Annotated in this window: 13 protein-coding genes; 9 read left to right on the top strand and 4 right to left on the bottom strand. The window is 63.5% G+C overall.

Translation table 11 applies throughout. The annotated features are described in order from the left end of the window. Positions 1-35 precede the first annotated feature (35 nt). Entirely contained in the window at positions 36-326 is a 291-nt protein-coding gene (locus DM374_RS11525) for a c-type cytochrome (protein ID WP_110969918.1), read from the bottom strand. Between the two features lie 193 nt (positions 327-519). Here DM374_RS11525 and yihA point away from each other — a divergent pair, with 193 nt between their 5' ends. Next, complete coding sequence (yihA, locus tag DM374_RS11520; RefSeq protein ID WP_110969917.1) at positions 520-1,152, top strand: ribosome biogenesis GTP-binding protein YihA/YsxC; 633 nt, start codon at positions 520-522, stop codon at positions 1,150-1,152. Positions 1,153-1,454: 302 nt separating this feature from the next. Here yihA and polA read toward each other — a convergent pair whose 3' ends face one another. After that, positions 1,455-4,268: a DNA polymerase I gene (gene polA / locus DM374_RS11515; protein WP_110969916.1), complete on the bottom strand. Its 2,814-nt coding sequence runs from the start codon at positions 4,266-4,268 to the stop codon at positions 1,455-1,457. A 74-nt stretch (positions 4,269-4,342) separates the two neighbouring features. Here polA and DM374_RS11510 point away from each other — a divergent pair, with 74 nt between their 5' ends. Next, positions 4,343-4,630 (top strand): DUF2782 domain-containing protein, encoded by a 288-nt coding sequence (locus tag DM374_RS11510; RefSeq protein WP_110969915.1) that lies wholly within the window; start codon positions 4,343-4,345, stop codon positions 4,628-4,630. Positions 4,631-4,693: 63 nt separating this feature from the next. Next, positions 4,694-5,644 (top strand): homoserine kinase, encoded by a 951-nt coding sequence (locus tag DM374_RS11505; protein WP_110969914.1) that lies wholly within the window; start codon positions 4,694-4,696, stop codon positions 5,642-5,644. A gap of 54 nt (positions 5,645-5,698) precedes the next feature. Here the strand turns inward: DM374_RS11505 and DM374_RS11500 are convergent, their stop codons facing one another. Next, entirely contained in the window at positions 5,699-6,634 is a 936-nt protein-coding gene (locus tag DM374_RS11500; protein WP_110969913.1) for a zinc ABC transporter substrate-binding protein ZnuA, read from the bottom strand. 66 nt (positions 6,635-6,700) lie between these two features. Here DM374_RS11500 and zur point away from each other — a divergent pair, with 66 nt between their 5' ends. The 4 genes from zur to DM374_RS11480 all read left to right on the top strand — a co-directional run bounded on the left by zur (position 6,701) and on the right by DM374_RS11480 (position 9,589). Beyond that, positions 6,701-7,183 (top strand): zinc uptake transcriptional repressor Zur, encoded by a 483-nt coding sequence (gene zur / locus DM374_RS11495; protein ID WP_110969912.1) that lies wholly within the window; start codon positions 6,701-6,703, stop codon positions 7,181-7,183. Further along, entirely contained in the window at positions 7,183-7,962 is a 780-nt protein-coding gene (gene znuC, locus DM374_RS11490) for a zinc ABC transporter ATP-binding protein ZnuC (RefSeq protein ID WP_110969911.1), read from the top strand. Before zur ends, znuC begins: the two co-directional genes overlap by 1 nt. Beyond that, entirely contained in the window at positions 7,955-8,737 is a 783-nt protein-coding gene (gene znuB / locus DM374_RS11485; protein WP_110969910.1) for a zinc ABC transporter permease subunit ZnuB, read from the top strand. The genes znuC and znuB overlap by 8 nt, the downstream gene beginning before the upstream one ends. A gap of 135 nt (positions 8,738-8,872) precedes the next feature. After that, positions 8,873-9,589, top strand: a complete 717-nt coding sequence (locus tag DM374_RS11480) for a PA5502 family lipoprotein (protein WP_110969909.1) — start codon at positions 8,873-8,875, stop codon at positions 9,587-9,589. Between the two features lie 145 nt (positions 9,590-9,734). Here the strand turns inward: DM374_RS11480 and katE are convergent, their stop codons facing one another. Continuing rightward, positions 9,735-11,873, bottom strand: coding sequence for a catalase HPII (gene katE / locus DM374_RS11475; RefSeq protein WP_110969908.1), 2,139 nt, complete (start codon positions 11,871-11,873; stop codon positions 9,735-9,737). 226 nt (positions 11,874-12,099) lie between these two features. On the opposite strand from katE, the gene DM374_RS11470 reads away from it, so the two are divergent. Further along, complete coding sequence (locus tag DM374_RS11470) at positions 12,100-13,107, top strand: methionine ABC transporter ATP-binding protein (RefSeq protein ID WP_110969907.1); 1,008 nt, start codon at positions 12,100-12,102, stop codon at positions 13,105-13,107. Further along, complete coding sequence (locus tag DM374_RS11465) at positions 13,107-13,778, top strand: methionine ABC transporter permease (protein WP_110969906.1); 672 nt, start codon at positions 13,107-13,109, stop codon at positions 13,776-13,778. Before DM374_RS11470 ends, DM374_RS11465 begins: the two co-directional genes overlap by 1 nt. The last annotated feature ends 8 nt before the right edge of the window (positions 13,779-13,786 follow it).

The following is a 13,786-nucleotide window of genomic DNA, read 5'->3' as shown; positions in this document are numbered from 1 at the left end:
ACTACGGCTAAGGGTGAAAGAGTTATGTATCGGGCCTACTGGCTCATCCAGAGGATGATTGCCTGGTAGTCCTCGGCACTGCAGTCCATGCACAATCCACGCGGCGGCATAGCCTTGAAACCCTGGGTTACATGCCCGACCAACATCTCCATACCCTGCGCCAGTCTTGGCTCCCAAGCCGCACTGTCACCCGCTTTCGGTGCCTGTGGCAGCTGCCCGGCGTGACAGGCCGCACACGTGCGGTTGTACAACGCCTCGGGATCCTGTGTAGCCTGAGCGCTGAAAAACGGTATCAAGACACCGAATGCAAGCAGCCATTTCGTCATGCGAACGACCTTTCAGGGTTGGGGGTTGCACTGCGTTCTGTCGCGCAATCTGTAATTCTAGGCCCCCGTGCACATCGTCCTACGCTGGGATAATGCGCACACAAAATCTAGGGCATTATATACTCCCGTTACCGAAACGGAAACGACACCGCTTGCCGAGCCAGCCTCTGGCAACACCCAAACCGGACATCCCATGCAAGTCAAAAACCCCATCCTCGGACTTTGCCAAACGGCGAAATTCGCCATCAGCGCGGCAAAAGTCGATCAATGCCCGCCCGATGCAGGTTACGAAGTCGCCTTCGCCGGGCGTTCCAACGCCGGCAAATCCAGCGCCCTCAACACCCTGACCCACGCCAGCCTGGCCCGCACCTCGAAAACACCGGGGCGTACCCAGTTGTTGAACTTCTTCAGTCTGGACGACGATCGGCGTCTGGTCGACCTGCCGGGCTACGGATATGCAAAGGTTCCGATCCCGCTCAAGCAGCATTGGCAGCGCCACCTGGAAGCCTACCTGGGCAGCCGCGAAGCCCTGAAGGGCCTCATCCTGATGATGGATGTGCGCCACCCGATGACGGACTTCGACCGGATGATGCTCGACTGGTCGATCGCCAGCGGCATGCCGATGCACATCCTGCTGACCAAGGCCGACAAACTGACCTTCGGCGCAGCCAAGAACACGTTGCTCAAGGTGCAGTCGGAAATCCGCAAGGGTTGGGGCGACAGCGTCACGATCCAGCTGTTTTCGGCGCCGAAACGCCAGGGCCTGGAAGAGGCCTACGCGGTGCTGGCACGCTGGATGGAATTGGCTGACAAGCCCGCAGAATAAGGCTTCGGTGGCTTTTGCCCGGCAAACGCCGGGCAAAAAAAACCCCGGACTTCGTATGGGGAGGGGGAAGTTCGGGGTTCAAGTTCCGAACCGCTAGGGCGGGGTCCGGATATCTGCCAACACTTAACACAACATAGGAGCATTGAAGGGCTTCACCAGCCATTCAGTACCTCTGAGTAGCGATTCACCGGTTTAGTTCCTGAGCCGTGAAAACTATTTGCGATAAGTAGGAAATTTCTTAAGACCGACCCCGCCAGTGAGACAAATGCCGCGACCTTATGCCGCAGCATTTCCCTGCATTTTCAATGCGCTTCGTCCCAATTCGCGCCAATTCCGACGTCAACCAGCAGCGGAACATCCAATTGCGCAGCGCCGCTCATGTGCGGACGAATTTCTTCACGCACCTGATCCACCAGATCTTCGCGCACCTCCAGCACCAGTTCGTCGTGGACCTGGAGGATCACACGGGCATCCAGCCCCGAGCTTTGCAGCCAGTTATCCACCGCCACCATGGCGCGCTTGATGATGTCAGCCGCCGTGCCCTGCATCGGCGCGTTGATCGCGGTGCGCTCGGCGCCGGCACGTTCCTGCGGGCGGCTCGAGTTGATGGTCGGCAGGTACAGCCGGCGACCGAACAGGGTTTCCACGTAGCCCTGGTCCGCAGCCTGCTTGCGGGTGCGCTCCATGTACTCGCGCACACCCGGGTAGCGGGCGAAGTAAGCATCGATGTAGGCCTTGGCCTGCTTGGTCTCGACGCCGATGTCCTTGCCCAGCTTCTTCGCGCCCATGCCATAGATCAGACCGAAGTTGATCGCCTTGGCGCTGCGCCGTTGGTCGGAAGTCACTGCCTCCAGCGGCACGTTGAAGACTTCCGCGGCGGTGGCAGTGTGCACGTCCAGGCCGTTGCGGAAGGCGTTCATCAGGCCGTCGTCGCGGGACAGGTGCGCCATGATGCGCAGTTCGATCTGCGAGTAGTCCGCCGCCAGCAGCTTGTAGCCCTTGGGCGCGACGAACGCCTGGCGAATGCGCCGGCCTTCGGCGGTGCGCACCGGGATGTTCTGCAGGTTCGGGTCGCTCGACGACAGCCGACCAGTGGCAGCCACCGCCTGCCCGTAGGAGGTATGGATGCGACCGGTGCGCGGGTTGATCTGCTCTGGCAGACGGTCGGTGTAAGTGCTCTTGAGCTTGCTCAGCGAGCGGTACTGCATCAGCACCTTCGGCAGCGGGTAGCCTTCCTCGGCCAGTTCGTCCAGGACTTCTTCGGCGGTGGATGGCTGGCCCTTGGCGGTCTTTTTCAGCACCGGCAGGCCGAACTTGTCATAAAGGATCGCGCCAAGCTGACGCGGCGAACCGAGGTTGAACTCTTCGCCGGCCAGTTCGATGGCTTCGCGCTCAAGCGCAGCCATCTTGTCGCCCAGCTCCTGGCTCTGGATTTTCAGCAGATCTGCATCCACCAGCGCGCCCTGGCGCTCGATCCGCGCCAGTACCGGCACCAGCGGCATCTCGATGTCGGTCAACACGCTGGCCAGGCTTGGAATGGCCTGCAATTGCGGGAACAGCGCCTGGTGCAGGCGCAAGGTCACGTCGGCGTCTTCGGCGGCGTAAGGCCCGGCCTTCTCCAGCGGGATCTGGTCGAAGGTCAGTTGCTTGGCACCTTTGCCGGCAATGTCCTGGAAGGTGATGGTGGTGTGTTCCAGGTACTTCTTCGCCAGGCTGTCCATGTCATGACGGATAGCCGTGGAGTTGAGCACGTAGGACTCGAGCATGGTGTCGAACGCCACGCCGCGCACTTCGATGCCGTTGGCCTGATCACCGTCGATGGCGCAGTTGGCGAGGATGTTCATGTCGAACTTGGCGTGCTGGCCAACCTTGAGCTTGGCCGGGTCTTCCAGCAGCGGCTTGAGCGCACGCAACACCTGATTGCGGTCCAATTGCGCTGGCGCGTCGGGGTAGCTGTGGGTCAGGGGGATGTACGCCGCTTCATGCGCCTTCACCGCGAACGAGACACCGACCAGTTGCGCCTGGTGGGCGTCGATCCCGGTGGTTTCAGTATCGAAGGCAAACAGCGGGGCATCCTTGAGTTTCTGCAGCCAGACGTCGAAACGCGCCTGGTCGAGGATGGTTTCGTACTCTGGAGTTGCCGGCGCTACGACCTCGGCAACGACCGCCGCCTCGGGCGTGGCAGCCGTGGCAGTCAGGTTCAGCGCAGGCGCTGGCGCCGGTTGCGCTGCACGGCGGACTTCCCGGTCGAGGTCGTCGATCCAGCCCTTGAACTCCAGCAGGGTGTACAGCTCCCGCAGTTTTTCGCGGTCCGGCTCGCCCAGGTGCAAGTCGTCCAGGCCCACGTCCAGTTCGACATCGCACTTGATGGTCGCCAGTTGATAGGAGAGGAAGGCCATCTCCTTGTGCTCCAGCAGCTTGGCCGGGAGGGTCTTGGCTCCACGAATCGGCAGGGACGGGACTTGGTCGAGGTTCTCGTAGAGTTCTTTCAGGCCGCCGTTCACGCCGACCAACAGGCCGACGGCGGTTTTCTCGCCCACGCCCTTGACCCCGGGAATGTTGTCGGCGGTATCGCCCATCAGCGCCAGCAGGTCGATGATCTGCTCCGGCGCGACACCGAATTTCCCTTTTACGCCCTCGATGTCGAGCACGGTTCCGGTCATGGTATTGACCAGCGTAATGTGCTCGTCGACCAGTTGCGCCATGTCCTTGTCACCCGTGGAGACCACCACCGGACGGGACGCCGCCGCACTGCTGCGAGCCAGAGTGCCGATCACGTCGTCAGCCTCGACGCCTTCCACGCACAGCAGCGGGAACCCCAGGGCGCGCACAGCGGCGTGGAGCGGCTCGATCTGCACGCGCATGTCGTCGGGCATGCTGGGGCGGTTGGCCTTGTAGTCAGCGAACAGCTCGTCGCGGAAGGTCCCGCCCTTGGCGTCGAACACCACCGCGAACGGGCTTTCGGGGTATTGCTTGCGCAGGCTCCTGAGCATGTTCAATACCCCCTTGACCGCGCCGGACGGCATGCCTTTCGAGGTGGTCAGCGGCGGCAGCGCATGGAAGGCGCGGTAGAGGTAAGAAGAACCGTCCACCAGGACGAGGGGGGTTTGGCTCATGAGCGGAATCAACCTTTTCGACGGGCCCGGCGCTAGAATGTCCGGAACATTGACGACAAAGGGACAAGGTTATCATGGGTACATTAAATCGCCTGTTGTTGCTCGGCCTGCTGGTTGCCGCTCCTGTCGCGGCCATTGCAGCAGACGACGCGCCCTCCGCCGACCCGGACGTAACCATTCGCCAGGAGGGCGACAAAACCATTCAGGAGTACCGTCAGAACGGCTTCCTGTACGCGATCAAGATCACGCCGAAGAACGGCAAGCCCTATTTCCTGGTGCGCGCCGACGGCACCGACGCCAATTTCATCCGGTCCGACCAACCCGACATGCTGATTCCGGCCTGGAAGATCTTCGAGTGGTAATGCGGACCTTTAACATCCACCCGGCACGTCGATACGACGTGCCCGTATGAGCAGTTTTTGACCATGTCTGTCTTCACCCCCCTGACCCGGCCCGAGCTGGAAACCTTTCTGGCCCCTTACGGACTGGGTCGCCTGCGGGACTTCCAGGGCATTGCCGCCGGCACCGAGAACAGCAACTTCTTCATCAGCCTCGAACAGGGTGAGTTCGTGCTGACGCTGGTCGAACGCGGGCCGATCCAGGACCTGCCGTTCTTCATCGAACTGCTCGATGTCCTGCACGAAGCCGACCTGCCGGTGCCCTACGCGCTGCGCACCACCGACGGCGCCGCCCTGCGCGAACTGGCAGGCAAGCCTGCGCTGCTGCAGCCGCGCCTGGCCGGCAAGCACATCAAGGTCACCAACAACCAGCATTGCATTCAGGTCGCCGAGTTCGTCGCCCACGTTCACCTGGCTTCCCGCAACAAGGTGCTGGAGCGCAAGACCGACCGCGGCCTGGACTGGATGCTGGAAACCGGTAACGAACTGATGGGCCGTCTGACCCCAGAACAGCAGGCGCTGCTGAAGGCCAGCCTGGACGAGATCGTCGCTCACCAGCCACAGATCATGGCGCTGCCACGGGCCAACCTGCACGCCGACCTGTTCCGCGACAACGCGCTGTTCGAAGGCACGCACCTGACCGGCGTGATCGACTTCTACAACGCCTGCTCCGGGCCGATGCTCTACGACCTGGCGATTGCCCTGAACGACTGGTGCTGCGACGAAGCCGGCGAAATCGACCCGGCCCGCGCCCGCGCCTTCCTCGGTGCTTATGCGGCGCTGCGCCCGTTCACCGCAGCCGAAGCCCAGCTCTGGCCGGTGATGTTGCGGGTGGCGTGCGTGCGGTTCTGGCTGTCGCGGCTGATTGCCGCCGAGTCCTTTGCGGGGATGGATGTGTTGATCCATGACCCGGCGGAGTTCGAGGTGCGCCTGAAGGCGCGGCAGGAAGTCGGACTGGCGTTGCCGTTTGCGCTTTGAGCCTCTAGAAGCATCGCTGCGGTGCGGGGCACCGAACCGCAGCGATTGAAGCCGCTACAGACTTTCCAGACACCCCGCCAACCCATTCCCCAGGTTATCCAGCAACTGCTCATACCCCTGAGCAGTCACCGGCAGCGTCCCGCCCAGTGCATCCAGTTCCGCCAGTTTCACCGGCAGCCCGGCCGTCAGGGTCTCGGCCAGACGCGGCCGCAGCGGCGGTTCGCTGAACACACAGGTCTTGCCCGCTTCCTGAAGGCGCTTGCGCATCGCCGCGACATGCTGGGCGCCAGGCTGGACTTCCGCCGCCACGCTGAACACGCCCGCGTGCTTCAGGCCATACGCCGACTCGAAGTAATCGAACGCCTCATGGAAGACGAAGAACGGCTTGCCCGCCACGCCCGCAACACGGTCTTTCAAGCGCTGGTCCAACGCGTCGAGGCGCTGTTCGAAGGCTTTCAGGTTGCTCTGGTAACGCGCGGCGTTAGCCGGATCAGCAGCACTCAGCTCGGCACTCATGCTCCCGGCGATCACCCGCGCATTGACCGTCGACAGCCACAAATGCGCATCAAGGCTGCCAGGGCGGTGGTCATGATCGTGCTCGTCGGCATCGTCGCCGTGTTCTTCGTGCTCGTCATGTGACTGGCTGTCCTCGCCAAAATGGCGCAGGTGCATGCCTGGCAAGCTCTGCACCGCAATGGTTGGCTTGCTGCGGCCATTCAGCACCCGCGGCAGGAAACCTTCCATGTCTGGGCCGATCCAGTACAGCAGGTCGACGTCGGCCACCCGCCGCACATCCGACGGACGCAGCGCGTAGTGATGCGGCGACGCCCCCGGCGGCAACAGCACTTCGGGCTTGCCGACCCCGTCCTGTACCGCTGCGGCGATCAGTTGCAGGGGCTGGATGCTGGTCAGTACGCGTACCTCGGCGTGCGCCGGGAGGACGACCAGGGTTGAGACAAAAGCGACAAAAAGGGCAAAAAATCGGGACACGATGACCACTCAATGAGGCAAAGACAGGTAACATAATAACGTCTCTCCTCAAAACCGTCGCCGCCCATGCCCAATACTCCGCTGGCCAACCGTCCACACGACCATTCCCATTGCGTCCACACCGCCCTGGCCGAAGCCGATGTGCTGTGTGCCCGCCAAGGGGTGCGCCTGACTGCCCTGCGCCGTCGCGTGCTGGAACTGGTCTGGCAAAGCCACAAGCCGCTGGGCGCCTACGACATCCTCGCCGTGCTCAGCGAGCAGGACGGCCGCCGCGCCGCGCCACCGACCGTTTATCGGGCGCTGGATTTCCTGCTGGAAAACAGCCTGGTCCACCGCATCGCCTCGCTCAACGCCTTCATCGGCTGCAACCACCCGGAGCACGCGCATCAGGGCCAGTTCCTGATCTGCCGCGAGTGCCACGTGGCAATCGAGCTGGAACAGGCCGCGATCAGCGATGCGATCATCGACAGCGCCAAAGATGTCGGCTTCAGCGTCGAAGCACAGACCGTCGAAGTGGTCGGCCTCTGCGGCAACTGCCGGAGCGCCTGATGAGCAACGCTCTGATCCGCCTGCAGCAGGTGAGCGTCTCGTTTGCCGGGCAGACCATCCTCGACAGCATCGACCTGACCGTCGAACCCGGCCAGATCGTCACCCTGATCGGTCCCAACGGCGCCGGCAAGACCACCCTCGTGCGCGCCGTGCTCGGCCTGCTCAAACCTGGGACCGGCAGCGTCTGGCGCAAGCCGAAGCTGCGTATCGGCTACATGCCGCAGAAACTCCAGGTGGACGCCACGCTGCCACTCTCGGTGCTGCGCTTCCTGCGCCTGGTGCCGGGTGTGGACCGCGCTGCCGCGATGAGCGCGCTGGAAGAAGTGGGCGCAGAACAGGTCATCGACAGCCCGATCCAGACCATCTCCGGCGGTGAAATGCAGCGTGTGCTGCTGGCCCGGGCGCTGCTGCGCGAACCCGAGCTGCTGGTGCTGGACGAGCCGGTGCAGGGCGTCGATGTCGCCGGCCAGGCCGAGCTGTACAGCCTGATCACCCGCCTGCGCGACCGCCATGGTTGCGGCGTGCTGATGGTGTCCCACGACCTGCACCTGGTGATGAGCACCACCGACCAGGTGGTCTGCCTCAATCGCCACGTCTGCTGTTCCGGGCACCCGGAGCAGGTCAGCGGCGACCCGGCGTTCGTCGAGCTGTTCGGCAAGAACGCGCCAAGCCTGGCGATCTATCACCACCATCACGACCACAGCCACGACCTGCATGGCTCGGTCGTCGCACCCGCCAAGGGCGGACATGTTCACGGAGACAACTGCAAGCATGGCTGATTTCCTGCTTTACGCCCTGCTCGCAGGCCTGGCCCTGGCGCTGGTCGCCGGCCCTCTGGGGTCGTTCGTGGTCTGGCGGCGCATGGCCTATTTCGGCGACACCCTGTCCCACGCCGCGCTGCTCGGCGTAGCCCTCGGCTTCATGCTCGACATTAGCCCGGCCCTGGCCGTCACCGTCGGCTGCCTGCTGCTGGCGCTGCTGCTGGTGACGCTGCAACAACGCCAGCCGCTGGCCTCGGACACGCTGCTGGGGATTCTCGCGCCCAGCACGCTATCGCTGGGCCTGGTGGTGCTGAGTTTCATGCACGACGTGCGCATCGACCTCATGGCCTACCTGTTCGGCGATCTGCTGGCGATCAGCCCCGGCGACCTGGCCTGGATTCTCGGCGGCAGCGCCGCAGTGTTGCTGTTGATGGTGGTGTTGTGGCGGCCGCTGCTGGCGGTCACCGTGCACGAGGAGCTGGCGCGGGTCGAAGGCCTGCCTGTCACCGGCCTGCGCCTGGCGCTGATGCTGCTGATTGCCGTAGTGATCGCCGTGGCGATGAAGATCGTTGGCGTGCTGCTGATCACTTCGCTGCTGATCATTCCCGCCGCCGCCGCCCAGCGCCACGCCCGCTCGCCTGAGCAGATGGCCTTCGGCGCCAGCCTGCTGGGCGTGCTTGCAGTGTGCGGCGGACTGGCCATGTCGTGGTTCAAAGACACCCCGGCCGGCCCCTCGATCGTGGTCTGCGCTGCGGTGCTATTCTTGCTGAGCCTGGCCATTCCCAAGCGTTGACCGGCTTCCGGACGCCACCTGCGCGACGGGCGTCCGGCAGCACGATTTACCCGCCAGCCTTCGAAGGAATGATGTTCGACACCATGGACTGGGTGTAGACTTGCTCGTTTTTTGCGCAAATAGAGAGTCGTAGGAATGAAGCCGTTCGCGTCCCGTTATCTGCTCCTTGCCGCGTTTTCCCTGATCCTGACCGCTTGCGCCAGCAAGCCGGTCGAAAGCACCGTGGTGCCGGCCGCGCCGGATGCCTGGCAACAACTGCAACAAAGCATCGCCAGCAATGAACTGGCCACCGCCGAGGACCAGTTGGCCGCCCTGCAAACCGAATCACCCAACGACAGCCGCGTCGAGCAATACCAGCGGCAACTGGCCGAGGCCTACCTGCAACGCAGCCAGATCGTCCTGCAGAAAGGTGATGTGAATGCCGCCGCAACCGCTTTGGCGCGCGCCCGCGCGTTGATGCCCAAGGCACCGGCGCTGACTGGCGGCGTCAACGGCGCCATCGCCCAGGCACGCAAGGCTGAGCTGGACAAGGCCGAAGCCGCGCTCAAAGCTGCCGAAGCCAAGCCCAAGGCCAAGCTGATCGACCCCACCGCGCCGAGCACAGTGATTGCCCTGGATATCCGCGAGATCGGCAAACTGCGCCGCCAGCTCGATGACATCGCCACCGACGTGGTCAATTACCAGTGCGACGTGCTTTTCCAGGTGCCGCGTACGGCCGATTACCCGTGGCTGTCGGAGTTGCTGACCAAGCGGGTGAACAAGCGCGATCCGGATTTTGATTTGCAGCAGCGCAACGAAATCCACCGCAACCAGCCGGCGCAGGTTGTCCTCACTCCTCGTCGCAGCGAGTGATGTGAGTTGGGGCTGCGTTGCAGCCCTTCGCGAGCAAGCTCGCTCCCACAGGTTGAAAGAGTTGCGTCGGGTCTGTGGGAGCGAGCTTGTCGGGGCGCCGAACCGTGGCGAAGGACCGCAAAGCGGTCCCAGTTGAGTGCCTCAATCAGGCCGGAATTGCCTTGGCCGCCGCCTCCCGCTCCCACACCCGATGCTTGCCGATCGCGGCAATGAACGCCTTGACCGTCTTGCCATCGCTGCCCGCAAGCAAGCCGCTGTCGGCCTTCAGGTTCAGGCTGTCGAACCAGCCTTTCGCCGCCGCATCACCCGCGACCGGCTTGAGGTGCTTGTAGGCCTCAAGAATGAAGTGCACCGCCACACCATCGCCCTTCAACGCATCCAGCACTGACTGGCCACTGGCGATCCAGACCGCGTCGAAGATCACCGACGGCATGCCTTCCATCGAGGCGTCCACCGCCAGCGGTTTGCCTGCGGAGGTCTTGACCGGCGCCGAGGTCGGGCCGAGCAGCTTGATCTGCAGGCTCTCGGCCTCCAGCGCCTTGACCAGCTTGTCCAACTGCGCCGCGTCCACGCCATCGGCCACCAGCACCGCCACCTTGCGACCCTTGATGCCTTCGCCCGGATGATTCACCTGGCTCAGCGCCGGCGAGGCTTTCAGCGACAGATCAGGCGTGTCCACCGTCCCTGCCTTCGGTGCCGGCAGCCCCAGGTTGGCCGCCACTTTGGCCGCCAGGTCGAGATCGATATTGGCGAGAATCTCGTTCACCTCGCGCACGCGGATGTGCTCGCGTTCGACCTTGCCCAGTTCGAAGCTGTAGGCCGAGACGATATGCGCCTGTTCGCTCGGGCTCATGCTGTGGAAGAACAGCCGGGCCTGGGAGAAGTGGTCGCCGAACGACTCGCTGCGCTGGCGGATCTTGTGTGCCTCGATGCGTTCCGGGTACGACTCGAAACCGCCGTCACGCGGGCCGGGCGGGGTTTCTTTCGGCCAGCCACCGTCGATGGAGTTGGGCTCGTAAGAGGCGCGACCCTTGTCGATGGTGACGCGGTGCTGGGCGTCGCGCTGGCCATTGTGGTTCGGCGCCAGCGGGCGGTTGATCGGGATTTCGTGGAAGTTCGGCCCGCCCAGACGGCTGATCTGGGTGTCGGTGTAGGAGAACAGCCGGCCCTGCAGCAGCGGGTCGTTGCTGAAATCGATGCCCGGCACGATATGCCCGGGGCAGAACGCCACTTGCTCGGTCTCGGCGAAGAAGTTGTCCGGGTTGCGGTTGAGCACCAGCTTGCCCAGCGGCGTCACCGGCACCAACTCCTCGGGGATGATCTTGGTCGGGTCGAGCAGGTCGAACTCGAACTTGTGCTCATCGGCCTCGGGCACGATCTGCACGCCGAACTCCCATTCCGGGTAGTTGCCGGTTTCGATGGCTTCCCAAAGGTCACGGCGGTGGTAGTCCGCATCTTTACCGGCGAGTTTCTGCGCTTCGTCCCAGAGCAGCGACAACACGCCTTGCTTCGGCTTCCAGTGGAATTTGACGAAACTGGCCACGCCCTCGGCGTTGACCAGGCGGAAGGTGTGCACGCCGAAGCCTTCCATGGTGCGCAGGCTTTTCGGAATGGCCCGGTCAGACATGGCCCAGATCACCATGTGCGCCGACTCCGGCACCAGCGAGACAAAATCCCAGAACGTGTCGTGCGCCGAGCCGCCCGTGGGTATCTCGTTGTGCGGCTCGGGCTTCACGGCATGGACGAAGTCGGGAAACTTGATCGCGTCCTGGATGAAGAACACCGGCATGTTGTTGCCAACCAGGTCGAAGTTGCCCTCATCGGTGTAGAACTTGACGGCAAAGCCGCGTACGTCGCGCACGGTGTCGCCCGAGCCGCGAGGCCCCTGGACAGTGGAGAAACGGACGAACACCGGGGTGATCTTTTCCGGGTCCTGTAGAAAACCCGCCTTGGTCAGCGCGGCGTGGTTGTCGTAGGACTGGAAGTAACCGTGGGCGCCGACGCCGCGGGCATGAACGATCCGCTCTGGAATGCGCTCGTGGTCAAAATGCGTGATTTTCTCGCGCATGATGAAGTCTTCCAGCAGCGACGGCCCGCGATCGCCCGCCTTGAGACTGTTCTGGTTGTCGGCGACCTTCACGCCCTGGTTGGTGCGCAATGCCTGGCCCGTGGCGTCGCTGCGCACCGTCTCGAGGCTCTGCAGCTTGGCGTTGGTGTTGGCGCGGTCGGGGGTGTCGACACCGGCGAGCTGGCTTTCCCGCGGCGGGTTCTTCTTGCTGGGCATGGTCTGCTTTCCTCATCAGTCATCAGGTGCCCTTCGAGGGCTTGTTCTGTTAGTGACTGGGGTGGCGAGCCAGGCGTTCCATTGGATGTGCCGACCACTGATCGCGTTATTCCCGCGTCGTTGGTCCGTTACGAAATAAATGCTAAGAACCTCTATACGAACAGGCTAAAATGCGCGACCGGCTAACCGCTGACCCCCTTTCCATGCGCCCCACAAGGTTCGCTACGTGATCGAGTTTCAACAAGTCCACAAGACCTACCGCGTCGCCGGTAGGGACATTCCCGCGCTGCACCCCACCAGCCTGAGCATCGACAACGGCCAGGTGTTCGGCCTGATCGGCCATTCCGGTGCCGGCAAAAGTACGCTGCTGCGCCTGATCAACCGTCTGGAAGCCCCCAGCGGCGGCAAGATCATTGTCGATGGCGAGGACGTCACCGCGTTCGACGCCAACGCCCTGCGCCGTTTCCGCCAGCAGGTCGGGATGATCTTCCAGCACTTCAACCTTCTCGCCTCCAAGACCGTGGCCGACAACGTCGCCCTGCCACTGACCCTGGCCGGCGAGCTGTCGCGCAAGGACATCGACGCGCGGGTCAGCGAGCTGCTGGCGCGGGTCGGGTTGTCCGAGCATGCGAAGAAATATCCGGCACAGTTGTCCGGCGGACAGAAGCAGCGCGTCGGCATCGCCCGTGCCCTGTCGACCCAGCCGAAGATCCTGCTGTGCGACGAAGCCACCAGCGCCCTCGACCCGCAGACCACCGCCTCGGTGCTGCAACTGCTGGCCGAGATCAACCGCGAGCTGAAACTGACCATCGTGCTGATCACCCATGAAATGGACGTGATCCGCCGTGTCTGCGACCAGGTCGCAGTGATGGACGCCGGCCAGATCGTCGAACAGGGCACGGTGACCGAGGTGTTCCTGCACCCGAAACACCCGACCACCAAGCGCTTTGTCCAGGAAGACGAGCAAGTCGACGAAGCCGAACAGCGCGACGACTTCGCCCACGTACCGGGCCGCATCGTGCGCCTGACCTTCCAGGGCGACGCCACCTACGCGCCGCTGCTGGGCACCGTGGCCCGCGAGACGGGCGTGGACTACAGCATCCTTGCCGGGCGCATTGACCGCATCAAGGACACTCCGTATGGGCAACTGACCCTGGCCGTCACCGGCGGCGACATGGAAGCGGCGTTCGCCCGCTTCACCGCGGCTGACGTTCACATGGAGGTACTGCGCTGATGGACGCTCTGAGTTTCTTCGCCAACGTCGACTGGTCCGAAATCTGGCTGGCCACCGGCGACACCATGATCATGCTGTTCGGCTCGCTGCTGTTCACCGTACTGCTGGGCCTGCCGCTGGGCGTGCTGCTGTTCATGTGCGGGCCGCGGCAGATGTTCGAACAGAAGGGCGTGTATGCGCTGCTGTCGCTGGTCGTCAACATCCTGCGCTCGCTGCCGTTCATCATCCTGCTGATCGTGATGATTCCGGTGACGGTGTTGATCACCGGCACCTCGCTGGGCGTGGCCGGTGCCATTCCGCCGCTGGTGGTCGGTGCCACGCCGTTCTTCGCGCGCCTGGTGGAAACCGCGCTGCGCGAGGTTGACCGCGGCATCATCGAGGCGACCCAGTCGATGGGCGCCACCACCCGCCAGATCATCGTCAATGCCCTGCTGCCGGAAGCGCGGCCGGGCATCTTCGCCGCCATCACCGTCACTGCCATCACCCTGGTGTCTTACACCGCGATGGCGGGCGTGGTGGGTGCCGGCGGTCTGGGCGACCTGGCCATCCGCTTTGGCTACCAGCGTTTCCAGACCGACGTGATGATCGTCACCGTGGTCCTGCTGCTGATCCTGGTTCAAGTTCTGCAGAGCGTCGGCGACAAACTGGTTGTGCATTTTTCCCGTAAGTAATGGGTCGG

It is taken from the genome of Pseudomonas huaxiensis (assembly GCF_003231275.1).
Taxonomy (GTDB): Bacteria; Pseudomonadota; Gammaproteobacteria; order Pseudomonadales; family Pseudomonadaceae; genus Aquipseudomonas; species Aquipseudomonas huaxiensis.
Note: the sequence above shows the minus strand (reverse complement) of the source record. Positions and strands in the feature narration are given on the sequence as shown.